22 protein-coding genes are annotated in these 25212 nt (G+C 53.7%); 1 reads left to right on the top strand and 21 read right to left on the bottom strand.

Translation table 11 applies throughout. From position 1 onward, the window contains the following. Window positions 1–18: 18 nt before the first annotated feature. The 3 genes from MHI42_RS21830 to MHI42_RS21820 are packed head-to-tail and all read right to left on the bottom strand — an operon-like array spanning window position 19 to window position 4611. Window positions 19–738: an HAD family hydrolase gene (locus tag MHI42_RS21830; protein ID WP_342420644.1), complete on the bottom strand. Its 720-nt coding sequence runs from the start codon at window positions 736–738 to the stop codon at window positions 19–21. A 17-nt stretch (window positions 739–755) separates the two neighbouring features. Further along, a complete protein-coding gene (locus tag MHI42_RS21825; RefSeq protein WP_342420643.1) occupies window positions 756–2075 on the bottom strand; it encodes a hypothetical protein in 1320 nt (439 codons plus the stop codon). After that, window positions 2041–4611, bottom strand: a complete 2571-nt coding sequence (locus tag MHI42_RS21820; protein ID WP_342420642.1) for a DUF2339 domain-containing protein — start codon at window positions 4609–4611, stop codon at window positions 2041–2043. Before MHI42_RS21820 ends, MHI42_RS21825 begins: the two co-directional genes overlap by 35 nt. A 147-nt stretch (window positions 4612–4758) precedes the next feature. Between MHI42_RS21820 and MHI42_RS21815 the strand changes: the two genes are divergently transcribed. Further along, window positions 4759–5796: a copper amine oxidase N-terminal domain-containing protein gene (locus MHI42_RS21815; protein ID WP_342420641.1), complete on the top strand. Its 1038-nt coding sequence runs from the start codon at window positions 4759–4761 to the stop codon at window positions 5794–5796. A gap of 330 nt (window positions 5797–6126) precedes the next feature. Here the strand turns inward: MHI42_RS21815 and MHI42_RS21810 are convergent, their stop codons facing one another. The 18 genes from MHI42_RS21810 to MHI42_RS21725 form a co-directional block, all read right to left on the bottom strand. Continuing rightward, the gene (locus MHI42_RS21810) at window positions 6127–7701 is read right to left on the bottom strand and encodes a diguanylate cyclase (RefSeq protein ID WP_342420640.1); all 1575 of its coding nucleotides are present in this window, start codon (window positions 7699–7701) and stop codon (window positions 6127–6129) included. 477 nt (window positions 7702–8178) lie between these two features. Continuing rightward, the gene (locus MHI42_RS21805) at window positions 8179–8427 is read right to left on the bottom strand and encodes a type B 50S ribosomal protein L31 (protein WP_039304788.1); all 249 of its coding nucleotides are present in this window, start codon (window positions 8425–8427) and stop codon (window positions 8179–8181) included. Window positions 8428–8669: 242 nt separating this feature from the next. Then, window positions 8670–9458: an SDR family oxidoreductase gene (locus tag MHI42_RS21800; protein ID WP_076243611.1), complete on the bottom strand. Its 789-nt coding sequence runs from the start codon at window positions 9456–9458 to the stop codon at window positions 8670–8672. A gap of 49 nt (window positions 9459–9507) precedes the next feature. After that, on the bottom strand, window positions 9508–10362 hold the full coding sequence (locus MHI42_RS21795) for a diguanylate cyclase (RefSeq protein ID WP_042140397.1): 855 nt from the start codon (window positions 10360–10362) through the stop codon (window positions 9508–9510). Further along, window positions 10352–12448, bottom strand: coding sequence for a cellulose biosynthesis cyclic di-GMP-binding regulatory protein BcsB (locus tag MHI42_RS21790; RefSeq protein WP_342420639.1), 2097 nt, complete (start codon window positions 12446–12448; stop codon window positions 10352–10354). Before MHI42_RS21790 ends, MHI42_RS21795 begins: the two co-directional genes overlap by 11 nt. 43 nt (window positions 12449–12491) lie before the next feature. Beyond that, window positions 12492–13742 (bottom strand): glycosyltransferase, encoded by a 1251-nt coding sequence (locus tag MHI42_RS21785; protein WP_076243612.1) that lies wholly within the window; start codon window positions 13740–13742, stop codon window positions 12492–12494. Between the two features lie 37 nt (window positions 13743–13779). Continuing rightward, complete coding sequence (locus MHI42_RS21780; protein ID WP_342420638.1) at window positions 13780–15330, bottom strand: hypothetical protein; 1551 nt, start codon at window positions 15328–15330, stop codon at window positions 13780–13782. Then, window positions 15327–16859 carry a hypothetical protein gene (locus MHI42_RS21775; RefSeq protein WP_342420637.1) on the bottom strand — a complete coding sequence of 511 codons (1533 nt, stop codon included), beginning with the start codon at window positions 16857–16859 and terminating at the stop codon, window positions 15327–15329. The genes MHI42_RS21780 and MHI42_RS21775 overlap by 4 nt, the downstream gene beginning before the upstream one ends. 33 nt (window positions 16860–16892) lie before the next feature. Further along, a complete protein-coding gene (locus MHI42_RS21770) occupies window positions 16893–18056 on the bottom strand; it encodes a glycosyl hydrolase family 8 (RefSeq protein WP_342420636.1) in 1164 nt (387 codons plus the stop codon). 185 nt (window positions 18057–18241) lie between these two features. Then, a complete protein-coding gene (locus MHI42_RS21765; RefSeq protein WP_340989614.1) occupies window positions 18242–19258 on the bottom strand; it encodes an ion channel in 1017 nt (338 codons plus the stop codon). A gap of 99 nt (window positions 19259–19357) precedes the next feature. Continuing rightward, complete coding sequence (locus MHI42_RS21760; protein WP_042140402.1) at window positions 19358–19750, bottom strand: DUF350 domain-containing protein; 393 nt, start codon at window positions 19748–19750, stop codon at window positions 19358–19360. After that, on the bottom strand, window positions 19747–20400 hold the full coding sequence (locus MHI42_RS21755) for a hypothetical protein (protein ID WP_171719151.1): 654 nt from the start codon (window positions 20398–20400) through the stop codon (window positions 19747–19749). The genes MHI42_RS21760 and MHI42_RS21755 overlap by 4 nt, the downstream gene beginning before the upstream one ends. Further along, window positions 20387–21610, bottom strand: coding sequence for a glutathionylspermidine synthase family protein (locus tag MHI42_RS21750; protein WP_042140404.1), 1224 nt, complete (start codon window positions 21608–21610; stop codon window positions 20387–20389). The genes MHI42_RS21755 and MHI42_RS21750 overlap by 14 nt, the downstream gene beginning before the upstream one ends. Next, on the bottom strand, window positions 21607–22311 hold the full coding sequence (locus tag MHI42_RS21745; protein ID WP_342420635.1) for a hypothetical protein: 705 nt from the start codon (window positions 22309–22311) through the stop codon (window positions 21607–21609). The genes MHI42_RS21750 and MHI42_RS21745 overlap by 4 nt, the downstream gene beginning before the upstream one ends. Window positions 22312–22340: 29 nt before the next feature. After that, window positions 22341–22559 (bottom strand): hypothetical protein, encoded by a 219-nt coding sequence (locus tag MHI42_RS21740; RefSeq protein ID WP_167549589.1) that lies wholly within the window; start codon window positions 22557–22559, stop codon window positions 22341–22343. 26 nt (window positions 22560–22585) lie between these two features. After that, entirely contained in the window at window positions 22586–23737 is a 1152-nt protein-coding gene (locus MHI42_RS21735) for an MFS transporter (RefSeq protein ID WP_342420634.1), read from the bottom strand. Window positions 23738–23741: 4 nt separating this feature from the next. Continuing rightward, window positions 23742–23936 carry an MFS transporter gene (locus MHI42_RS21730; RefSeq protein ID WP_246354467.1) on the bottom strand — a complete coding sequence of 65 codons (195 nt, stop codon included), beginning with the start codon at window positions 23934–23936 and terminating at the stop codon, window positions 23742–23744. Between the two features lie 99 nt (window positions 23937–24035). Further along, on the bottom strand, window positions 24036–25172 hold the full coding sequence (locus tag MHI42_RS21725) for a response regulator (protein ID WP_171719153.1): 1137 nt from the start codon (window positions 25170–25172) through the stop codon (window positions 24036–24038). Between the last annotated feature and the right edge of the window lie 40 nt (window positions 25173–25212).

Here is a 25212-nt window from a genome sequence, read left to right as displayed (position 1 = left end):
AGCCTTCTTTCTGCGAGTTCATTTCTGCAGGCTCCAGCCCGGAATTTTGCGTATATCCCCATCCCAGATCTGCACCGTGCTCTTCACCGGAACGTTATCCGGAGAGGAGGCTGTATGAATATAACACGAATCAATGCCGATTGTGTCCGCTCCGGCAATATCCGTACGCGGATCATTGCCGATCATAATCGCCGAACTTAGATCGGCACCATAGGTATCCGCCAAGTAGCGGTAAAAAAGCGGGTCCGGCTTGCTTACTCCGGCTTCGGAGGAAATGGCTATCCCATGGAATAAATGCAGAATGTTCAGCATGGTTAATTCTGCCTCAATGAAGGTCTTCTGGCCATTAGAGAGCAGATAGACCTTCTTGCCGCGTGACCGCAAGGTCCGGAGAATCTCCGGGACTCCGTCATAGAGCGCGATATGGTTCATGGATAAGGTCCGCAGCCAGCGGACAGTCTCATGCAGCCAGGCCTGCCCGGGATTCCCCCCTAAGTCGCGGGCCACGGCACGGAAGACCTCTTCCATGACGAAATCGGGAAACTGGCATTTCTGTGCAGCGGCTTGAAGCTGCCGGTCACGCTCGGCAAGGAAACGGGACTGCAGCTCCGCCCCTGCCGTGCGCAGCCCGTGATAGCTGAAATGAAGCGCCAGCCGCTCCCATACCTCCGGATGCTCTTCATCTGTCTCAATATCAATTAAGGTTCCGTATAGGTCAAAAATATAAGTCTGGTACATAGATCCGGCATCCCTTCCTATTTAGTCCGGCCCAGCTTACGGGCCACGATGAGAATAAGCAGCAGGGAGACCGCGATAATAATAAGGTTGAATCCCCATTCACTCTGGAACCATCCGCTTTGTGCCGGAGATTCTGAAGTTGCCTCGGGTATCATATTCTCTGCACCAAGCGTAGCTGTAACCCGCTTGTCCCCGGCAATCTGGTCTTTGAAATTAATAATATCATACTGCGGAGCAAGTGCCAGGGCATTGCCGTAGATCAGCGAATACGGTCCCTGCTCCTGCTCTCCTCCTGCAAAGACAAGGCGGTCCACCAGATATTCTATTTTCAGGCCGGTAATTGATATCGGGGTATCATCCAGATTATAGATTATAATCCGCAGGGCACCGGAAGAGGAGGCCTGAAGCGGCTGGATGTCCGTCCGCGAAATCCGGGAATCCTTGAAATCGAGCCGGTACAGCTCCCCGCTGCCCGCCACCGGCAGCCTTATACCGTCACTGTCATACAGCTCATACCGCCGCGAGAAATTCCCGGTGCTGCCGAGTGTCAGCCTGGCAATCTTCAGCCGGTCCTTGTTGCTGATGACGATCTCGGTGCGGTTCTCCACCTGGCTGATCTCATACTGCGGCGTCTTCTGCCGCATGAATCCGGCCATCTTCACCTCCCGGCTGCTGTCCACCAGGGTCAGGCCGGGGAAATTCAGCCCCTCCGGATTACTCTTTACCACGAGCCGGTAAAAGCTGAACTTGTAGCTGCCCTCCAGCTCAATGCTGTCCGCACTTAACCCGTTCGTAGCGTACAAATCCCCTGTGGCCAGCGGCTCCCAGGCATTCCCGTCATAACCTCCCCACACCTCCACATGCTTCAGGAAGGACTCATCTGGAAGCTCAAACACCAGCTTGTTCCCCTGAATATCCACATGCTCGGCAAGCGGTGTAATCCGGTAATCCAGCAGGGTGTCCGTCCCTTGGTCCGCGCGGCGGATCAGAATCGATGAATAGGCGGTGCTGCGCTCCTCCACCGTTCCCTCTCCGCTCTCCAGGTAATAAGGAACCGGCTCGCCGGTGCTGCCGGTAATACGCAGATCGCGCAAATCCTCCGCTGCCGAGCCATACACGCCTTCGTCCAGATATACCTCATAATAAGGGGCCGGCTCAGGAATTCCGATGGCCCGCGAGAACTTCCACTGCCCGCTGTCAGCCTTCTCCGCCAAGCCAGCCGCTGCCGCTGCCGTACCCTGCGCCGGATAAGCGGAGGTGAACAGCAGCAAGCCTCCCAGCACCACGAGCAGCACTGCCGCCCTAGCTCTCCAGCTGGTCTTTCTCTGCGAGCGCATAGGCTTCCTCCATTCTGGCCGATATCCGCTGATAGAGATACGAAATCCCCAGCAGGCAGAGTCCGAAGCTGAAATAAGCGATGATCTTGCTGCCGGTGTTCAGCAGGGTCAGATCATAGAGCAGCAGCTTGCCGGTTGCCAGCAGTGACAGGCCCAGCCCGAAACGGCGGATATACAGATACCGCTTGCGGAAGCCGTACATAATGAACAGCACCGAGAGCAGCAGGTAGACCAGACTGAAAGCCAGTCCGCCATCATGCAGCCGGATCTGCACCCCAAGGAATGCAGTAAGCATCACCAGCAGATAGATACCCATAGCCACCGGAACCAGCTCCATATTCTTGTAATCGCGCAGGAGCGTTGTCCGCAGCAGTCTTCCGCCGCTGAACCACACGAACAGATTGAAGAGGATAAGCAGACCCAGCACCAGAAGATCTGCCCCGGAGCTTCCGGATAATCCGGCTGGCAGGCTAGGCATGCCGAGCGTGATGCCGATGCAGATAGCATAAGTGATCCCGTACATCAGCGTGACCATGTAACCGACCACCGTATCATACAGCATCTTAACCTTCGGCAGCACATAGGCAAGGCCAGCCGTTAGCAAGGCAGCCAGCAGCAGCTTGTAGAATGTACTGTGTGCCATATCTTCCGGAACTGCACGGTCGAACAGCCGCAAGGCTTCATACACCAGATATACATAGAAATTCAGGATCGCAGCATATTTGAACCAGACTACCCCCTGCACCTCGGCAGGTGAGCTGCGGAGCAGAATATCCTCCCGGGAATGACGGACCGCATAGAACAAGGCTACCGTAACCATCCCCGCAGTAATAAAGGTGTATTTCAGCTCGAAATACGGATTGCTGTAGTTGACCACAGGATTAAGCTCGGACACGCGCAGCAGCCCGTCGATGCCGAAGAACGTCCCCAGGCAGAGCAGGAGAATCCCCCAGCCCGAGCGTTCCACTGACTTGAAGCGGTACAGCTGGCCGTAGACCGTCAGAAGCACTCCCTCAATCAGCCAGCCGATGGACCACCAGGCCGTTCCTAACTGGAACGGGATCATCAGTACGGCAAAGGTCAAAGAGGTGGCGTAGAAGAGCAGTCTGCTCTCCCGTTCCTGCGGCATCCGCTTCTCCAGCAGAACGCCAAGCCCCAGGTACATCAGACAGAAGAACAAGGCAAGCGCGCCTTTGAACTCGCCCAGACCTGCATCCAGGAAAAGAATATACAAGGTTGCGCAGCTGATGACCGTATTGCAGCCCAGCAGGCAGAAATCCAGCCAGGCGAGCTTCGACTTGTATTTGAACGGGTACCAGAGTGTGATGCCCAGATACATGACAAAGGTCAATATAGCGCAGAGCATGCCCGCTGCACTGCTGTCCGACAGATTAATCAGCAGCAGCATGGAGGGTATATTAAACAGGAAGCTGATGTAATTGACAATAACCCAGCGCTTGCGCAGGGAGACCAGCAGAATGAGCAGGTTCAGCACGAACAGATAGCCCATAGCCGCGTACACTGCGCTGCCTTCCAGTCCGAACGCCCCTATATAAGAGAACAGCGGCAGATAACCGCCGACAAGCCCCATGGAACAGATCGTCCGCGACTCATAGCGCAGCGATAACAGCACAGCGGATAGAGTGACAAGTACGGATAGACCGATCCCGGCCCATAAACCGATAATCTCCAATAAAAAATAGCTGTAAAAGATCGAGCCGTAGAGTACGGATACCCCGCCTCCGATCAGACCCAGGGCAAAGGCTCCCCTGCCTTTGCGGAACAGCCACTCGCCGCCGCCCAGCATGATAGCGCCAAGCAGAAAGAAGGCGCTGCCCTTCATATAGTCATTGAACCAGGTGGAATAACTGTATCTGAACCCGGCCCCCACTGCCAGAATCAGCAGCAGAATCCCCAGGCGGTTGATCCAGTTCAGACCGATCTTCATTTCAATCCGGTTCTGCTTGCGGCGGCGCAGCAGCGTTTCCTCACTGACCCCCTCAGCGGCAAAGACATCCATACGGCTGTCAAGCGCCCCTGTCAGTGACTGCTCCACCTCACGCTGCCGCTTTCTGCGCAGGAGAATACTCTCATTCAGCCTCCCTTGCACCTCTCCCAGCATGGCGGCTATCTGCGCCTGGTCTTGCCCCAGCTCAGCTTTGGCACGTCTGAACGTGACATCAATACGCTGCCTGGTCTCCAGCTCGAAGGAAGTCAGCCTGTCGAGGTAGGCATTATTCTGCGAGCCAAAGTAGGTCTGCAGCTTCTGCCGCGATACCCGCAGAATGCCCAGCTTCTCATCCAGAATCTGCTCCGTCAGTGCCGTCCGCAGCTCGGAGTTATCCTGCCGCAATATTGAAGCCTGAATTTTCAGTTCCCTGAGAATCAGCTTGTTCTCTTCATTCTCCTTCTTCAGCGCTTCATTCTCATGAACCAGATCGCTGCTCTCATATTCCTCAATCAAAGCCTGGTATTCTTTCAAAAGCCCGTCCTGCTGCTGCTGTACAGCCCTCAGCCGATCTCTGAAATCCTCCATAGCGCCCCCCAGTGCCTGCTATCAGCAATTGTTAATATTTTCATTTTACTATATCTGCCCAGGTAATCCAGTGCAACATAATGAGTCCAGCCGGCGTTAGAGAAATAACACATACTTACCTACTAACATAACCAAAGGAGCTGTCCCATGAAAACTTCTCTCAGAACAAGCGCAGCGCTCCTGACGCTGTCGCTGGCCCTCACTACCGGAGTGGTCTCCGCTGCCCCTGCAGCAACCAGTTCAAACCAGACCAAGGCTGCCCAGAACAAAGCCGGCGCCTCACTAAGCACGTATGCCATTGCCATTAACGGTACAACCATCACCGAGACCGGCTTTCAGCCTTCCGGCACCAAGGAGCCGCTGATTCCGCTGCGTACCGTCGCTGAGTCACTGGGCTTCAAGATAACCTGGAACACGGCAACCAAAGCTGTCGACTTGAATAAAGGAAATATATACACAACTGTGAAGAGCGGCGAAGACCGCTATGTGATCAACAAAATGTACACCTCACTCGGAACGGCTCCGATGACTAAGGCAGACAAAATGTATGTCCCCGCATCCTTCGTAAGTGAGGTACTGCATCAGACCGTTAGTGTGGAGGGGAAGAATATCGTGATCACTTCAGCCGCAGAGCATGTCCTTGAGACCGGCGTCATCACCGCCATCCGGAATTCCGGCGATACTTCCTCCATTCAGATCAAGGGTACCGGAACCGCAGGGCTCGTACTGAATGTCAGCGGAGATACAGTATATGAGAAGACCGACGGCACCAAGCTGGCCTTAGCCGATCTTCAGATCGGTATGACGGTAGAGGCCGAGCACGCAATGTTCTCCACCCGCAGCCTGCCGCCGCAGACGCCCGCTTACCGGATAACTGTCCAGGATACCAAGGCTCAGGCTGATACGCTGGGTACGGAAGGTACTCTTGAAGAGATCATCAAGGCCGAAGACGGCTCACTCAGCCTCCGTATCAAGGGCAGCGCCCTCAGCGATCTGTCGCAAAGCGAGATCGTGCTTCGCCTGACGGAGGATACTCTGCTGGTGAACGCGAGCGGAGAAGCTATAGAACAGTCTGCTCTGGTGCAGGGCGCTACGGTTATGGGCTTCTACTCCCCTGTAATGACCCGGAGTCTGCCGCCAATCGGAACCGCGCTCAAAGTCGTCGTGGAGACCGTTCAACCCTAACTCAGCCACCGCACCTGTAAAACTAAGTGGATTTATGACATCTATTGCTCTCGCCGCAGCATCTTTTTGGATAACAAGTGGATTTATGGCACCTAATTCACCCCAAATGTCCACCTTAAGCTGATTAGGGCAGAATAAAATGTTCTTTTTCCAACTAAACCACCCAAATCAGACATTTCACATGAAATAGATGTCATTTATCCATCTGCTGCTTAACTGTATGGCAGAGGAACAGGCCTCTCGGGAGTGCGATCCATCGCAGTGACTAATCACAACAACAGAGCATCCCTCCAGCCTACGGAGAGATGCTCTGTTTGTATTTATCCCGGACTAACCCTTGGCCGCCTGCCGCACAGCGGGCTGGCGGCCAAGGGTGACTCTGTTCTTGCCCCTGGCCTTGGACTGATACAGGGCTTCGTCCGCCTCGCGGTATAAGTCCTCGAAGGTCACATCGCTGCGCTCAGTGAAGGCAATGCCTATGCTGACGGTCAGCTGGATGCTGTGCCCCCCGTCCAGCAGGACGATGTGCTCGCCCAGGTCTGCTCGGAAACTCTCCGCTTCTCTCAAGGCCTCAGCCTCGCTGCCGGCAAAGAAGCAGACCGCGAACTCCTCGCCCCCCACCCGGCCGGAAATCCCGTTATGCTGGTACACCTTCATAATCTTCCGGGACAAATCTACCAGCGCCTGATCACCGGCCAGATGTCCGTATGTATCATTAATTAACTTGAAATCATCGATATCGAACAGCAGCAGCGCCATTCCCGCCCCGTGCTGCGCAGAGTAATTCTGCACCAGCCGCATGAAATGCCTGCGGTTGTACAGGCCGGTCAGATCATCAACAGTAGCCTGATGCAGCAGCTCGCGTTCATACCTCTTCTTCTCACTGAGATCACTGAAGACCATCAGCATGCCTGTGTTCTCTGTGCGGGTCCGCTCCGTGGCAATAAGTGCGACGCCGAAACAGGCACCATCCTTGCCGGAAGGCTCGATCTCGAACTGGCCTTCCAACCGCTTGGCATAATGGTCCGAAATCTGCCCGTACTGCTTCAGCAGCAGATGTATGCTTCGGCCCCTCCAGGTGTCCGCCTTCTCTTCCAGCAGCCCGGAGAGCATCGCATCCGCAGCTTCATTGACATCAATGATATGGTCATAGCGGTCCGTCAGTACAATGCCGTCTTTCATATTCTCGAAGATTTTATTCTTGGCAAGCGGATACAAGGAGAGCCGTGGATCACGGAACAAGGAGAGGTACGCCACGATGATGGGCGGAAGATAGGTAAATGCTGTGAACCCGGTAATCGTAATTTTGAGCAGCGGAAGCAGAAAGACCGTCAGTACCGGAATTACCAGCCCGAGCAGCAGCATCAGATTACGGCGGAAATAATATGCAGGAGCATTCAGGAGGGAAATCGCCAGTAAATAGACTGCATACAACCCGAACAGCTGGTCATATGCAATAAGGATCATGCTTAACACTGTAGGCTTCACTGCAATTCCGGTAACACCTGCCACTGTTGCGAGCCCAACCTCACTGCGCATCAGATGATGATAGGAATCGGTAAAGATCAGCACAACATCGAGCACGACCGGAATACAAAAGAAAATAAGCCTCTTGGCCAAACCCTCAGAGGAACGGGAAACATACTCTTTAATAACGGCATAGGTAAAGATAGCACTCAAAAAAAGCGGGCCCTGCTGCAAGTTCTTCCACCATAGCTTGGCTTGATAGGAATCCGACAGAATCTCTCCGGCCGTAGCCGCGAATATCAGGCTGACCAGCAGCATCAATATCCATAAATAGCATCTTCCCGGTGTGTGGCGGTGCTTGAAAGAACCGATGCCCATGTAGAGACTTAGAACGCTGCCCATTACTAAATAATAAGGATAACCCTGCATCCACGGCATGTCATATTTCTCCTATTTTTGAGATAACTTTGCCTTATTATATCCTACTCTTTCGTACAAATGAATCTTTCTTCCAAAAAATACTATCTGTACCCAAGGTATAGACGTCCGTCCGCCGTTCCATGGAGATGCCTGAACATACACGAAGACTCTACGGGCAGCCCGTAGAGTCTTCAAAAGGTGAGAAGCGAATTTATAGTTATGCAGGATTCCAGTTGCTAGGGTGCTAAACCGGAGTAGAATCGGCGTAATCTCGATCTTCTCCGTCTTTTCAAGTAGTACATGGGTTAATCAACTACCTTTCGGAAAACACGCAGGCATGCCCTTCCAAACGTCTAATTGATACCTTCCACTTCCCACCTAAGCATTAATACCCGCTACGCAGGCCGCTTAAACAGGCGTACATAAACAAAACAAAGAGGATACTCCTTCACCATCTGCATGGATGCGGGAATATCCTCTATAGTAGGAATACCATTATTTCTTCTGTGCCAACCGTTGTTTGAACTTGTCAACACGGCCGCCAGTTTCGGTATCTCTTTGTTTACCTGTGTAGAACGGGTGGGATGCGGAGCTGGAGTCTACACGGATCACTGGATAAGTGTTGCCGTCTTCCCATTCCATCGTTTCACCGGAAGACTTGGTGGACGAGCTCAGGAATTTGTAGCCTACGCTTGCATCGAAGAAGATAACCTGGTTGAACTTAGGGTGTATGCCTTCTTTCATTGTAATAACCTCCTTTCCGTACTAATACAACTTCTATGGTATTATGAAGCCATCTCTTGGTCTATTTAATAATTCCGGTTAGACGAAGGGAGATGCGTAAATCTTCCGATTTTTACACGCCATACTATCATACGTGAAAGCGGGCCTGGAGTCAACCTTTTGAGCCGGAAAAAAGGGGGCTTGTCACCCAGCAATCAGGCATCGCGAACCGGGTTGTCCTGCAACCGGCTTAGGGATGAACGTTAGAGCGATTTCACCATTCCGCCGTCGATAAGCAGGGATTGGCCGGTAATATAAGTATTGGCAAAAGAACCGAGAAATACTGCCGCTTTACCGAACTCCTCGGGCGTTCCCGTTCTGCCGAGCGGAATCCCCTTCAGCGCCTCCGCCTGGACCTGCTCAAGCGAAGTCCCCACCGCTTCCGCCCGTTTGCCGTCAAGCTGGAGAATCCGGTCTGTACCGATGCGTCCGGGCGCCAGACTGTTGATCAGAATGCCTTCGGGCGCAAGCTCCGTGGCCAGGCTCTTGTTCAGCGCGTTCACCCCTGCGCGGAACACATTCGAGAGAATCAGCCCCTGGATCGGCTGCTTGATCGAGACCGAGCTGATGCTGACAATCCGCCCTCCGCCAGCGCTGCGCATATGCGGCAGCGCTTCGCGGATCAGGCGGACCGTGCTCATCAGCGTAAGCTCGAAGCCGCCGCTCCAGTCCGCGTCGGCCATATCCCCGAAGCTGCCGCCCGGAGGCCCGCCGGCGTTCGTGACAAGCACATCGAGGCCGCCTCCATATTCGGCGGCCGTCCGGACCGCCCGTTCAATATCCTCCGGGCGGGTCACATCCATCTCCGCCACGGCAACCTCTTGCCCCGTGGCCTCCAGAATCGCCTGCCGCGCCGCTTCCAGCTGCGGCAGGCTCCGGCTCGCGATCGTCACGCGCGCACCTTCACGCGCATATTCCAGTGCGGTTGCCAGCCCCAGCCCTTTGCTGGCGGCGGCTACGAGCACTGACTTTCCTCCAAGACCCAAATCCATAATGATATCCTCCTGTCAGATTGGATTGAAGCAAGAACCCTAATCTGCATTATACATCGTATTCAAGCTGATTTTTGGCTTGAACAATGAAATCGAGCGGATTCTCAATTTTGTCCGCCTCATACTCCACTGCCCCAATCTTCAGCCCCAGGTTCACTTTATACTTGCCGGAGAATTCGGTATCATTCAATTCCTGCAGCCGGAGCTTGATCCGCTCAATGACAATCTTGGCCCCTTCACGGTCTGTGAAGAGCAGGAGCCCCCAGGTGGCGTCCTCCTTGTCCAGCAGATACAGCGCGTCATTGGTGCGGATACTGGACTGGCTGAGCTGGGAGACATCATAGATCGCTTCGGATAGCTGCTCTTCCGGAATCAGACGGCGGATCTCATTCCAGTATTTCACCTTGACGACAAGCAGCGTCAGCGGAATGTGATACCTAGTCGATATCCCGGTGAACAGGCTGGCATCCTTCTGAAAAGAGATACTGTTGCGCAGATCCGTATTCTCATCCACCGTGGCGAGATTGGCCGTCCGCTTCTGCAGGCGCTCATTCTCGGCCTGCAGCTCACGGCTGCTGGACGTGAACACCCAGAGGACGACTGTAATCAGCGGAGTCATAATCAGCCAGAAGTACGTATTAACTCCAATCGATGCCCCTTCGGACACCGTCTGATAGACCACGAAGAAGCCGTAGCCGAAGATAAACGCCAGATTCAGCGTCAGTCCCGCAGTTACCGTGGTGAAATACGTGACCAGCGCCAGCAGGAAGGCCACATTCAGAATAATGATGTTCTGTATATAGTGATCCGGAGAGCCGGCAATGAATACGGTGCAGGCAAACATCAGGACCAGGAAGGCCAGAAACCCGAGATCGGAGATTAGGCTGCTGCGGTTACGTCTCACGCTTATCACCACGTTTCTTCATATGTTTGCGGAGCAGGAGCAGCAGCGATACAATGACCAGCGTGATCATAAGGACAGCCGCAACCACAAAGCCCAGCACATCTGAACGCTCAATAATCTGCGCCACTGTTGATTCTTTGGCCGCGCCTGAGAGGGTTTTGAAGCGGTACGCGTTAACCTGGCCGTCTTTGTCTGCAACCACACCGTCCCCGTAGACCTTCCAGCGGTCTTTCTCGCTGGCAATCAGCTTCGAGACCAGGTAGTAGCTCTCGGAGCTGACCGCTGTAACCGCAAGCAGGCCCCGTCCGCTCTCGTAGGGTGAGTCCAGCAGCTGCAGCGTACCGATGCCGGCTCCGTACTGCTCCTCAATCGCTATTTTCTCATTGGACAGCAGGGTCGAGCCGTCTTTGTTGTATTTGAAGAAAAGCTTGTCGTTGTTGTCGCGGATCACCTTGTTGTTCTTATAAGTACCGATGGCAATGATATTGTTGTCCTTCAGATTATCCGCAGATACATCATCGCTGTAATAATGGATATCCCCGGTGTTGCCTCCGGCGTATTGGCCAAGCATGTTGAAGATGTTGCCCAGACTCTGATAGGCATAGTCATCCATCTCCTGCGGCAGAACGACTGCCACACGGTTGAAGATGCCGTCGCGCAGGAACGGGTACGGATAGTTGCTCAGCAGCAGCTCTGTGCGGTCCTTCGTGTTCAGGCGCATCATCGATTCCTTGCTCACATAGGCCCAGGGCATCTGCTCCGTATTAGGGGTACAGATGGCATTCGCCATCTCCAGATCAAACGCCACCGTGACCGAGAAATTGCCGGAGATGTTCAGGCTCTGCGGCACATCCAGAGTCAGCACATCACCGTTAGCCAGCTCCTTCGTCAGCTTCTTGCTGCCGACCGGCGTATTATTGATGCTCACCGTCACCAGTGAACGCTCAAAATCCAGATTCCCCGCATAGCGGAAATCGAGGCTGATTTTGCCGTCATCCGCAATCGAGCGGTTGGACGGCAGCGAAACGAAATAAGTCTGCTCCTGATGATTCGGTCCGGTCAGCTTATCCCCGGTCTCCGTGAATGTAACATTCGAGCTGATGGGCGGCGCCGGGTCTGCTACATCGGTAGCATCATCCACAAGCTTCAGGTCTTCGCGGATCTGGCTCAGCAGCTCCCCGCTGGCCATGAAGCGTCCGGCCTTGATCAGCAGGCTCTCATCCCTGGAGGTAACCACCAGCACCGGTGAGGAATCCTTGTTCACCAGCTGGATCACGGCATGGGTGCTGAGATCAGCTGTAGTGCTTACCAGATTCTTCAAGGTGGCCGGAAGATGGTCATACATCGCTACAAGCACCACTGCACGCTTGTCCTTCAGGGTATCCTCACGGTAGGGCAGCAGCGGAATCGTCTTATCGTTCAGCGTATTGCCTTTGGCGAAGCCCGACAGGGCGTAAGTTGCGCTTTCCAGTTCCGAGCCGGTGGCATTCTCCGGCACGGCGAGCAGGCTTTGTCCTCTTTTCACCGTATCCATTCCCGAGAATCTGGCACTGAAATCCGCAATCCCGCCCGTAATCGCCTTCGGCGCGTACTTCACGGATATATTGGAGGTATTGAACAGATGGAGCCAGCTGTCCTGTGTATTGTTTACACTGCAGAGCTGATAATCCTCCGTATCGGTCTTCAGATTCCCCTGGATACTCAGCGTGTTGCTGCCTTCCTTAAGGAAGCCCTTGGGCGCCGGAACGCTCAGGCTCTGCTCCCCGTTATTCTCAGCGGACGGTCTGAAGGAGTAGAACGGAATGCCGTTAAGCGACAGTGTCACACTTGACTGCTGTTCCGCATTAATCTGTGACACCTGAAAATGCAGCCTGATGTTCACCGCATCGACGTTCCAGTAATCCATGACTGTGAAATACTGCTGCTGGGAGCTTGTACCCGTTAGAGAGATCTCGCTGCCCGTAAATGAAGTCTCGTAAGTCATCGTGGCGTCACCGGGAAGCACTGCCGCTGCCAGTGCCGCAGGAATTTGAACCAGGAAAAGGGAGAGGCAAATCAGCCCTATCATTATCTGTTTTTTCATCATGTTCCTTATCTCCTGTATCGCTTATTTCTTCTCCTCCGGCGCATCAGTAGCGCTCGGTTTTGTACCATTTGGCTTCCCGTTTGAAAATGACGTCTTTGAGATAGTTATACAGTCCGTAAGCGGCAACCACCATCCACAGCTGGCAGTACGAAACATACATCAGCAGAATGATCCACAGATTCGACAGGCTCATCTCGCCTTTCTCCGTAGTCAGCGTAACGAAGATTCCGACCACGAACAGAACAATGGCGAGCAGCCACAGGAAGCTGCTGAGTCCGGCAATGGTCGTATGGACATACCCCATCGCATGGAGGACAAGCAGAACATCAGAGGTGACCAGTGAGATCAGGAGCAGGAAATAGATCGAGACATAATACAGGATATCGAAGCGGATCTTCGCCGCCTTCCGGTCGAAGAGGAGCGGAAGGTTCTTCACAATGACATAGATATTCCCCTTCGCCCAGCGTGTCCGCTGCTTGAACCAGACCTTCACCGTCTGCGGCTCCTGCTCCCAGGTGACCGATTTCGGCTGGAACTTGATCCGGTATCCCATCATATAAATACGGAAGCTAATCTCTGTATCCTCAGCAATTGCCTTGACATCCCAGCCGCCGATACTCTCTACAATAGACCTGCGCATAATGAAATTCGTTCCCGGAATCGTACAGAGCTTAAACAGCTTCCAGCGGCCGGCCTGCGCCATCCATTGAAACGACAGGGTCTCAATATTAATAAACCGGGTCAGCAGGCTTGCATCGCGGTTGCGGGTTCTGAACTTGCCGATCACTGCTCCCAGGGTGGAGTCATTCATGATCTCAGCCACAAGATAGCGCAAAGCGGTGCGTTCCGGTGTATTGTCGGCATCGTAGATAGCAATGAGCTCCCCCCTGCTGCGGGTGAAGCCGATATTCAGCGCATTGGATTTGCCTTTGCCGCCGGTAACTGCATCCGTATTAATGATGATCAGATTACGCTGCGGGTTCCTCCGCTGGATATCGCCCAGCAGCTCCGCGCTGTTATCCGAGGAATTATCGTTAATGACGATGATCTCATACCGGTCATGCGGGTAATCCAGCGCCAGCAGGGATTCCACGGTTTTGCTGATGACCACGCCCTCGTTATGCGCAGGGACCATAATCGTTACCATCGGATACTCACCCCTGATCTCCGGCACTGCCTTATTTTCAGTTTCAATATAGTACAGGTAGCCCGCTATAATCAGCGCTACATTCACCAGCAGCAGTGACCAGATGCAGATCACCGCAATGACCATCAGCACGTCTGAGACCGTCATATTATTCTCCTAATGTTGTTTGATTTTTCCGGATTCCTTATTTCAAATATTTCCTCCGGTACAGCCGGTAACCGATGGTAAGCAGACCCCCGAACAGAAGCAGGGCAATCAGGATCACAATAATAAAAAACTGGTTCTGCACGCTGAACAACCTGTTGAAGCTTGTAGCCTGCTTCTCCTGGTACTGGTAATCGGCTGCGACGGTCTGCGGGGTATAGTCAACATTCAGATTGTTGCCGTTAATGTAAATTACCCCATCCGCTGATTCGATGGTGTTGATGTCTGTAACTACCTTATGGGCCTCCCGTTTATAGTCGGCGAACGTATACCACTCTTCCCCCAGATTCTGCATCAGACTGTCCAGTGCAGCCTCATCCTCAGGCAAGTCGACAGTAACTGCCGCATTCAGCGGAAGCTCCGGCATCGCCTTGCCGGTCCTGCTGATCCCTTGCAGGAATTCCAGCGGCAGACTGTACAGGGTGGACGGGAAGGTCACCGAGGTGTCCGTCTGTTCCATATATCTGGCTTCTTCATCCGCGTAGAGTACCGCCGAGTCGAAGAAGCCCATACCCGCCGTAGAATACTCCTTGTCATACGTCCAGTAGCCTTCTGCAGCCATACCCAGCGGAGCTACACCGCCCTCTGCCAGCACATTGATGAAGCTGTTCATCTTGACATGCAGCGACCGGTCACTAAGGCTGATCGGCGGTCTGACCGCCGGAGCATTGACAACAATGCTCCCGTTGCGGGACTGCACCGTTCTCAGGGCTTCCAGATACCGCTTCATCGCCGGAAAATCGGTATTTCCGAATACCGGCCGGACACTGGCGATGAATGGAATTCCGCTCTGATACAGCCTGTCTGCCGTTTGCTCAAGCAGCTCCAGATCGGAGAAGGGATAAATCTCCTTGAACACCAGATACGTACGGGGCCGGGCGGAGGATTTCAGCCAATCCTTCAATACATAAGCCGCGGCCATGCTGCTTAAATCCCCCTGCTTCAGATAAGGCATATAAGTAAATTCGCCGCGGCTTACCGCGTAGGGCATTTGCACCCCGCCATCTTCAAAAGACCACCCGCCGTACGTACGGCCGCCCTGTGAAGCAGTGATATAAGGCATTTCTTCCACTTCCAGCGGAATGCCGGTGAACCCGCCGATGGAGAGGCTTGCGCTGGCTCCATGCCAGATGTCTGTCTTCAGCTGCAGGGCCTGCTGCACGCGGTCCGGCGGCCGGTATCCGACATACATCACAGACCCTTTATAGCCCGCTGCGTCCTGCAGATAAGCGCTATTCGTAATCTTCAGCTCCGCACTGTTAATGACGGTGATCATTCCGGAGTAGGCGGTCAGGCTGCCTTGCTCATAATCGGATATATTCTTAAGCGTAACCTGTGTACTGTAGGCGGCAAGCAGCCGCTGCAGCTCTGCCACATTCCCTTCCTTCCCCGTGCCTTTCGCCAGGCTGTCATAGAGCAGCAGAATATGCTGCGCAGCGGCAGGTGACGCGGCGGCAGAAGCAGCCGGGGCGGGCAGCAGGAGATTCCCTGCCAGGAGCAGCAGCAGAACAATAATTCCTCCGCGTTTCAAATGCTCACCCCATTATTCAGGGCAGCGTATTCTGGGGCCGGCACGGAAGGCGGTGCAGCCGGCATGGATTTCCTGGATGAGATTCCGCGGCCAATGACGCTCGATATGACCTGGAAAGTGATCAGGTCAAAGGCTAAGGTAAACAGGAATTCATGCTTCGCAATATCGGCATCGCCTGCTCCAATAATGGAGACTACAATGCCGGACAATCCGACTAGCATTGTAGCCAGAATCACGAACAGCCGCTGCATTCCCCGGTAGTCCCGCGCCCGGACCGCTGCCACGAAGGAAGGCATATAGACACCAGTAATCACTGCCATCCAGAGGAGGATGAAGGCAAAGGTGCGCGGAGCCAGCTTCTCCTTCAGCGTACTGTACACGTTGAAGAAATGACTCTGTGCCCGGAACTCCTTGCCAGCAGATTTCTCATAATTCCCCATCGCCGCCGGCTTGATCGTATAGGCGCTTTCGGCAGCCGTGTCGAGAATCGAGCCCAGCTGGTCCGGATGCGTAACATAATATTTCAGAATCGAGACAAAACCGTATTGGCTGTAGAAATCCTTTTCCAGCAGATCCGATTTCACATCCACGGTCCCGTATTGGTCATAATAGGTATTCTCTTTGAGGATAGCGTACTGTTCATTAATCCCGAAGGATTGAAGCGCGGTCTCCGGATTCTCTGATTCCATTAGCACTCCGCGGGTCATGGCATGATACTGGTTAATATTCACGAATTCTTTGGATATATTAAGATAGGTGGCAATACCGGCGAACATCATCAGGGCGGCGGACAGGAGCGTGACCCAGCGGAACAATTTATCCCGGCGGATCCAGACAAGGGAGATAGAGAGCAGGGAAATCACCATGCCCACAGGAGCATTTTGCTGCTTGGAGGTCGTTAGGATCAGCGTGCTGACCAGAAGTACCGCCAGCATGGCGTAATCGTTGTATCGTTTGCGGTACAGCAGCAGCCATGAAGCGAACACCAGAATCATCGTGACCATTACCAGGCTTTCGCCGAAGAACGAATTGAAGTAGGCGGTATACCCCGTGTCCCCGAAGATAAAAACTGCCAGAACCGCAACAATCATCCCCCGCTTCCGGGACATCTTGAACGTAACGGCTTCAATGAGCAGGTAGACAGCAGCCACATACAGGAGCGTATAGATCGCGGCCTGAAACCGGATATCGAACACTTCCTTGCTGAATAACAGCTTATTGACGAACAGTGCCAGCTTGATAAACAGGGACTGGGAGGAGACCAGCATCGAGCTGTTCTCGTTATAATATTGGTAGATTCCAAACTGCTTGATGAAATACCCGAAATACTGGCTGTCATAATCCGGGAGGTTGAAATACAGTCCATTGCTATATATAATCCGGAAAAAGTCACCGTTGTCTGCCATTCCCACATAGGGAGCAGTAAAGAGCGCGATGACTGTTACGAGCAATACGCCAAAAGCTGCGGCAAACGCCGGGGTAATCCGAAGGCTGGCAAGGGTTATGCCGGGCCGGATTGATGTTTTCACTGGGTTGTCTATCATACGGATTCACCTTCGTTACTATTGTTGTTGGTTGGAATAGGAATAAGCGAGGAGCGCCATCAGGTTGTCAAAAGAATACGCCTGCCCGGCAGCCTCATCACCGAACCCGCCATACAGCGGACTTGCAGCATTCACGGCTCTGAATTCATTCATCCGTTCAATACTGGACGCATAGAGAGACGGATCGCCCAGCACAGCGCCAATCATGGCCGTGAGCGCATAAATCGCCGTAGAACGGATATCATTCGTCCGCTGGCCCTCACGCGTATACTGCCCGTACAGTGTGCCCGCCGCAACCTGCTCTTTGATATAGCGGATGCTCGCCGGCTTCTGCCGGTTGCTCTCGGCCAAATGAAGAATGGTCAGCAGCGACTCTACCGTATTGATATGTTCAGAGCTGTACTGGCCAGTCTTGTAATCGAACCTTGTCTCATAGAACGGGAAGGAGTCAGACAAATATCCGTCTTCCAGAATCCCGCCCATATTATTCAGCAATATTCCGCTTAATTCGCTAGATATCGACAATTTTCGCAACACACTCAGATCAATATAACACAAAGTTACGAACCCGTTGGCGGTTTTGAAAATATTGTCATAAAAATCATACATATATCCATCTTTTACATTATTATCATAGAATCTTTTGCTGTATTTATCTGCTTCCGCTGTGTACTCCGGACGGCTAAACGCCTCCCCTGCTTCATAGAGCGCACCAATCAGCCGCAGGTCGTCTACCGCTGCGTTCACAGTGTATTGCTTCTGCTGCTTGGGACTGAACCGGTAGCTGAAGCCGCTCTCCATATCGAAGGTATCGCGGGCCAGCGTCCACTGCTGATCAAACCTCTTCTGATCGCCGTTAAGCACGGCCGCCCTCATCAGAAGCGAGGCCGATTCGCTCAGAACCTCATGGCCTGTAGCCATCTCCGCCGCTTCACCGGTTTCCTGCAAATTCGTATATACCCCATAGGGTCCCGTGAGCTGCGTATCTATGAATTTCAGTAATTGCTGTTCTTCGTCCGCTGTGTCGAGCAACGGCGCTTCCGGCACGTTCGTTCCCGCAGGAGTAACTGCCGGAGAAGAAGTAGCCGCGGAAGGTACGGGCCGGGCCTGATTACTGCTGCATGAGGTGATTAGAAGCAGCGATATACCCAGTGCAGCAGCCTTGCTGAGTGTACTCCCCAATTCATCACATCCTTAAAAGACAAGTCTTGATATTGGTCATAATAATATAACGGTAATTTATGTCACATTGTTTACTGTTTTGGCGAACATTATGTGTCTAATTTATAGATTATGCCATTTCTGCAAAAAAAAGCAGAGCTGTCCGGATCGGAATGACCCGGGCAGCTCTGCTTATGGTATTTAGTTCAGCCTCTTGTGATCCTGCGGTAAGTCTCCTCATCAGCAACAATATAAAGTCTGGCATCATCCGGGATCGGCTGCCCCAGCTTACGGTTAATGCCAAGGTCACCGCGGTCGGACAGCAGGGTAGCCCCCTGCCGCAGCAGATCCTGAAAGGCGTCTCCATAGGTATTCCACGCACGGCTGCGCGGAATCTCATAGATATCATCACCATGCTGGCGGCTGAGCAGCTGGGTAATCACTTCAGAATTGCCTTCCTGCAGGGCGGATCTTACCGCAAGTCTGGAGATGGCATCATGGGAGAGCACGAACTCGTTCACCTGAACATGCTTGAAGTTCTGGATGTTCTTCTCCTGCATGATTTCTACGGTGGTATGTACTTGCGGGGCGATCCGCTCAATGCTGGAGGCGATCAGCAGCGTCTTGCCGTCGCTCAGCGAGGCCTCGTCTATACGGGTATCGCCGAACACGATCGCCGCTCTGGCGCTCCCGATGTTCGCCTTCAGCAGGATATCATCACTGGAGGCATCCCCGTTAATGAAGTGGACCTGCTCCAGCTGTTCCAGCGGATGACGGCCGTTCTCATCGATAATTACGATCTTGCAGTTCGCGTCATAACACAGAATTTCATCCACAGCCGCCTGTGTTTTGCGGTTCCAGTTAATCAGTACGACATGATTATGCCCGTGAAAGCTCAAGGTTCCGGCTCCTCTCCTGCGCTGCATCTCTCCCATGGCATCGATAATCTTACCGATAACCAAACTGAGCAGACCGATGCCAAAGATATATAAGAATATCGTAAATACCTTGCCGGTGACTGTAGTAGCGAAATAATCACCGTAGCCTACGGTTGCCATGGTGGTCATCACCCAATAAAAGGCGTTGAACCAGCTATGAAAAGTGTCCGGCTCCAGCAGGAAGGCAGTGGATGCACTCAGAATGACAAAGGCCAGGATGATCAGACCTATAGACTTCTTTTTTAGATGAAGCAGCTTACCGGAAATTCGGATTAGAAAGTGCAACGCTCATCCCTGCTTTCGGGTAGTTAGCTTAAACCGGCCGGGCAGCTGCTGCCAGATCATCCGAGGCACGGCAGCTGCCCTGCTGTCTGGCCGGTCCTTTTAAATAATCAGGCTGCTGACCGCAAACGCTGTTCCAATGAATACCATGCAGAGTGTTACGCCTACTGCAACATTCCCCTTCTGCAGCTGTTCCGAAATCCGGAAGCCCGGAGTGAACAGCTCAAAGATCCAGTAAGAGGCAACCAGACAGACATAGCCTACCGCAAACCAGAGCATCATGAACCAGATGGAGGTATTGGTATATGCCGCTACGCCGAGAATGATCGCCGTGGCCAGGAACTTGCCGCCAAAGGCCAGCGATACAGCGACATTCCCCTTCTTCAGCTCCTCCATATCCTTAAAAGGAGTCATCAGGGTGAATATAACCATACCCAGCACCTGAAGCAGAACAATGGTCAGAATACTAACCACCAGATTAATAACAATCGTCAATTAGCCCACCCCCGGAATTTCGCATAGGCCGAATCATAGTCGGCGAAATCATGTACTTCCTCCAGCACCACGGAGGCTGTTTTTTGTTTCTCCAGCGCAGAATAGCGCTTGTCATCAATCGGCTGCTTAATCCGGTTGCCGGAAGGCAGCTCGAGTACGGCAAAGTTTCTGGTTTTGTCCTGATACTGGGTTTTGTACACCCCGACAAGATCCACATCCGTCGTGATGGACACCTTCAGATTCGCCAGATCCTCCGTTGCCGTCTTCTGGTCACCGTATGATTTCAGCGTGGTCCAGGAGGACAGCCGGATCTCATTCTTCTGATCAGCATCTGTTACCAGCTCCGCATCCATGAACTGCAGTGTCCATACGGTGTCGCCTGTAGCATAATTGCCATCGTTCGGCAGCAGCTCGTTATCCGGCAGTACGGTCATGTCGCTGCCGATCAGATCGCCCACCTTGCCTTCGACCACCCGGTAATCCCACGGCACGCGCGACACGCTGTCCGTTGTTTCGGTATCGGTGTGGAATACACTGCTGCTGTTTCCCGAGCATGCGCTTAGCAGCATGACTGCCAGAAGCAGCATTGCGGTCAGCGCCCCGGCCCGGAATCTGCGTCCGGCGGCACGTCCCTCTCTACCCTTGTTCATCTTCAAGCCCCCTCACTCCTAGCGCGATAAAATGACTGGCATTGCCTGTAATCGGTCCGCCAGCCCGGCCGAGCAGCCCGCAGGGCTTCCCGTTAATCACGAACATGCCGGTCAGCAGGTGAAGCTCCCCTTCGCTGGTCTGAATCCGGGCCATTTCGGCTCTTTTTTGATAGACCACCGGGAACAGCTGGCTGCTGTCATACCCTTCCTCATCCTCTATTTCAAGCGTTCCGCTATCATCAAAAATCCGCACGGACCCGCCTTCCCGGCCGAAGACAGACTTGGACACAAAGCTTTCGGAGAATACCGCCTTATTGTACGTAGGCAGTATGTAACGGGAGATGACCTGGCGTTCCTCTTCGCTGAACAGCAGACCCAGCTCATACATCCCCCATACCGCAGCAATCAGCCCCTTGGATTGCAGGATAATACTATGCGGCCCGTTGAACAGCTGTAGCTTCCCCGTCTCGATGGCGTATGCCAGGGCGTCGCCGCCTTCATCTACAGCCATCCACTCCTTCGGATAGAGCGCGAACATCCGCTCAATGATCCGGTCCTCTGCGTCCTTCACTACACCTTCATCAATCCACAGGTCCAGACAATCGACGCAGCGGATATCCAGTCCGCTATGCGCTGCCAGGGCATCTATCGTTCCGGTATCCTCCTGATGGCTGCCATAGGCAACACAGGCTGCCGTATCCGGACGTTCAGCGCCCCAGGCTGCGGCAAGCTGCTGCTTCATTGCGGCATTCGGATTCCCGATGCCCGCCTCTGCGCAGATCCACGGCGTGGCGATAGAGGCCTCCACATAGCCGGTCGGTGTATCCGCATTCAGCTCCAGCAGCTTAATGGTTCCGTCGCCGGCTACAGCAAAGTCAAATCTGGCATACCGGCTGATCAGCCCCGGCTCCGGCACAGGACAATCGTCAAGCATCTGCCATAGCACCGGGGGAATTCCCAGCAGATCATACAGGTCATGCTTAAGATGGACGTAGCGGACCGCCTTATCCAGAATCATCCACAGTCCTGATGAGGCATCCTTCAGTTCCCGGTAGGTCTCACCGCGCATCACAGCTATTGCATCCAGCCAATATTCCTCTTCCTCCAGGTCAGCCCAGGTGAAGCCCAGCTCATGCAGCTGCTGTACCCGGGGTGCCCGCTCCAGAGCGGACTGGTCCAGATATTCGAAGACGCTCTCTGCCGGGATCATCCGCCGAAGCCGCTCTTGCTTGAGCTTTTGCCGGAGCTTTTACTGGAGCTGGATTTGGACGTGGATGAGCTTGATTTGCCCGAGCCCAGCCCGCTGGAGGTGCCGCCGATTCCGCCTGATTTCGAAGAGGTTTTCCTTCTGGTGATGGAGCCGGTCGATGAAGTCGAGGTCTTCGGTTTCACCACTGATCCGGCTACAGGCTTGTTCTGGAAGCTGCCGCTGCTGTAGGTTGGCGGCTTATAGGCAGTGCGTGTGCCTCCGTAATAAGTCGGCCGGTCATTGTACCACCCTCTTGAAGAGTAGAACGAGCCGCTGTTGAACAGCATGTGGTACAGAAGCACATCATCCCAGCCGAATCCCGAGTTATAACCGCCATAGTTGTTGATTACTGTTGTCCCGCCTGATGTTACCGCTCCCTGTCCTTCCTGGACAGCCTCTTCCTGATTCTCATCCGGATAGGGAATATTCCAGTCAACATTTTTGTCGAAATAATTCTTAACTTCCTCGGTAGACCAGGACACCAGCTTCGGTTCATCCCCTGTACCGCCGGTACTCCCGCTGGCACCAGCGCCTCCGGGAATAAATAACGCATTGGCCAGCAGGGCAATGCCGAGCGAGGTCGACAATACGCGGATCGGCTTGCCGTCAGGGGTGAACAGCCTGCTTACAGCAGGTTCTTTAACATTTTCGTCTTTTGCCAACTTGGGCCCTCCTTTCCTGATAATGTTCTTTAACCTTCGGTACGCATCGGAACCAGCAGAAGCTCAAGCTTCCCTTCATCCACATTCAACCGGCCCTCTACCGCCTCGAACTCACGGCCGCCTACGACTATATAATTCACATGCTCCAGGGCCGTAATCATGTTCATGCTCCAGACTCGCTCCTCAATAATCTGCAGCTCGCCTTCGGGCATCTTCTCAAACAGGATGACATTCATTCCATTATCCACTCCATACCAATCCCTTCTGAACGATCTTATGCTTCTGATACGCTGCCGCTATTATTTCGTTTCAACTCGCGCAGCCTGGAATATCTGTACCACAGCACCAGGCTTAATGAACATAAACTCACCACAAACAGCAGAATGTAAACATGCTTGTAGGCGGCGGCAGGCGCCAGGTTCCGCTTAGCATGCAGCAGCAAGCCTAGGGCGGCGACAGAAACGGAGCCGCCGAAGAACTGGATCAGCTGCAGCAGCCCCATGCCGGAGCCGATCCAGCTGCGGGGAAGAATGCCCGACGCCTCATTGTTCAGGGAAGCCATGGTCGCCGAGAATGACGGCGAGAAGCACAGATAACCCGCGAGCAGAATGAACGGGGATACGGACAGCTTCATGGCAAAGACGGCCAGGACAGCGGCGAGCACCACATGGCCGATAATCAGGAACCGGAGGTTGCCGTAGCGGTCTATCCAGTGGCCGACGTAGCGGGTCAGAATCGCGGACAGAATCGCTCCCGGCGCGATGAACAAGCCGATGCTCAGCGCCGATTCATGGAACAGGCCCGCCAGGGCAAGCGGCATGAGGAACAGATTGCCGAGGTTCAGCACCAGAATGCAGAACCCGATCGCAGTCAGCTTCAGATACCCGGGCATGCGCAGCAGCTGAGGGTTAATGAAGGAGTTCTCCGCTTGGGCCAGATGGCGGGCATGAATAAGCAGCGACACTACACTGGCCGCAAGCCACAGGTAGGACTGGCTGGTGACCGCCAGCAGCAGGCTGCCTGCGTTAAGAACCGTCAGTGCCGCCCCCGTCACGTCAAAAGCGGCAGGCTGGGGCTGTTCCCTCGGCAGCAGATGAAGCAGCACAGGCAGAACAATCAGCACGAGGCAGGTGATGCCGAACAGGCCGTTCCAGCCGAAATACTGGCTGATCAGACCGCCGATAATCGGCCCGAGCCCGAATGCCATCGCGCTGCCTGCGGAGATCATGGCGATAGCTGCGCCGCGTCTCCCGACAGGAACATAGCGGCTGGCCAGCACAAGTCCGAGGCCTGCCATGACTCCTGCTCCTGCAGACTGCAGGATACGGGTCAACAGCAGGATGCTGAAGCTGTGCGCGAATAATCCGCAGACGGAGGCCAGACCCAGCGTAGTCAGGCCGATGGTCAGCAGTCTGCGGATCGGCACCAGGTCAGGGCAGCCTGCTGTAGATCACAGTTGACAGGGCATAACCGATGGAATAGCTCGATATGATCCACGAGCCCAGGTCCGCTGATATGTGCAGATCCTGAATAATTGTGGGCAGCGATACATTAAACATAGTGGTGTTCATAACAACGATAAACAGGCAAAAGGTCCATAGGGGCATTACAACTTTGTCGTTCATTACTCCATCCCTATCTATATTATCTGTTCAGGCTCAACTAAATTCTATGCCTAACAAATAATAATGGCAATGTCCTTAGGATGAATGCCCCCGGCTGATTTATAGCACCTTCTGGACCCAGCTGTCTATGACATGATCCGGCCGGATGCCTAAATCCCGCTGCAGCAATTCCTTATATTTATCATAGTGTTTCCTAAACCCGATGAAATCCCCCAGGTCGGCGTAACTTCTCAGCACCAGCCGGCAGATTTGATCGGAATACGGGTCCAGTGCCTGCAGAACCAGCAGCCTGTCCAGTGCCTGCCGGGGACGTACGGAGGATAATTCATATTCGGCCGAATGCAGCGACATGCGGATGAAGCGGATCTGCAATTCCTTGCGCCGCGTTTCTGCCCAGTCATAATGATGCTCTTCCAGATAATCTCCGCGGTACAGACTCAGCACCGCTTCTCTGCGCGCCCATTCCTCTTCCGATTCCACAGAGGTACTGCAGTATCCCTGCTCGAACTCTTCCAGATCAAGCAGCACATTCTCCTTGGTCAGCCTGTACCGCTCCTGCGAGAACTCAACCTGCACGTCCATATCCCAGGCCTTAAGCAGTTTACGGATATGGTACACCGTTGTATGCAGGTTGGTTACTGCCTTCTCCGGTTGGAAGTCCGGCCAGACCCAATCCACAATGGTATCCTTAAGAATCCATTGGCCGCGGTTATGGAGCAGCAGGGCGAACACTTCCTGCGCTTTGCTGGTTCTCCACTGCATCTTGCGCCCGGGCTCCGTGCTGTCCATGAACTCGAGACGTTTGAAGCAGAGAATCGAGAGCTGCTTGACGGCAGCTGCAGGCTCCGGGGGCGTCTCCACACGCGCTTCATTCTGCTCTATGCGAATCTCCAGGCGTTCGAGCGTCTTGCTCAGGCGCTGGGAGGTTACCGGCTTCAGCAGATAGTCGGCAGCGTTCAGTTCAAAAGCCTCAATAGCATACTCACTGTATGCTGTGATATAGACAATCCGCGTGCTCCGGTCCAGACCGGCAATATATTCGCCGGCTTCCAGCCCGTTCATCTCCGGCATGCCTATATCCAGGAAGACGATATCCGCCTTCTCCCGCTCCAGATGCTCCAGTCCCCGTCTAGCCGACGTATACTTGCCGGTAATCTCCAGACGTCCGTCTTTCAGGAGCAGGCGCTCCAGATGCTGCAATGCAGGCTTTTCATCATCGATTAGTATCGCTTTCATTGAAAGGACTCACCTCATGTCATCGTTCTCGAGTTGTCGC

The sequence above is a fragment of the Paenibacillus sp. FSL E2-0178 genome (genome assembly GCF_038593005.1).
In the GTDB taxonomy this organism is placed as follows: domain Bacteria; phylum Bacillota; class Bacilli; order Paenibacillales; family Paenibacillaceae; genus Paenibacillus_AQ; species Paenibacillus_AQ phytohabitans.
Note: the sequence above shows the minus strand (reverse complement) of the source record. Positions and strands in the feature narration are given on the sequence as shown.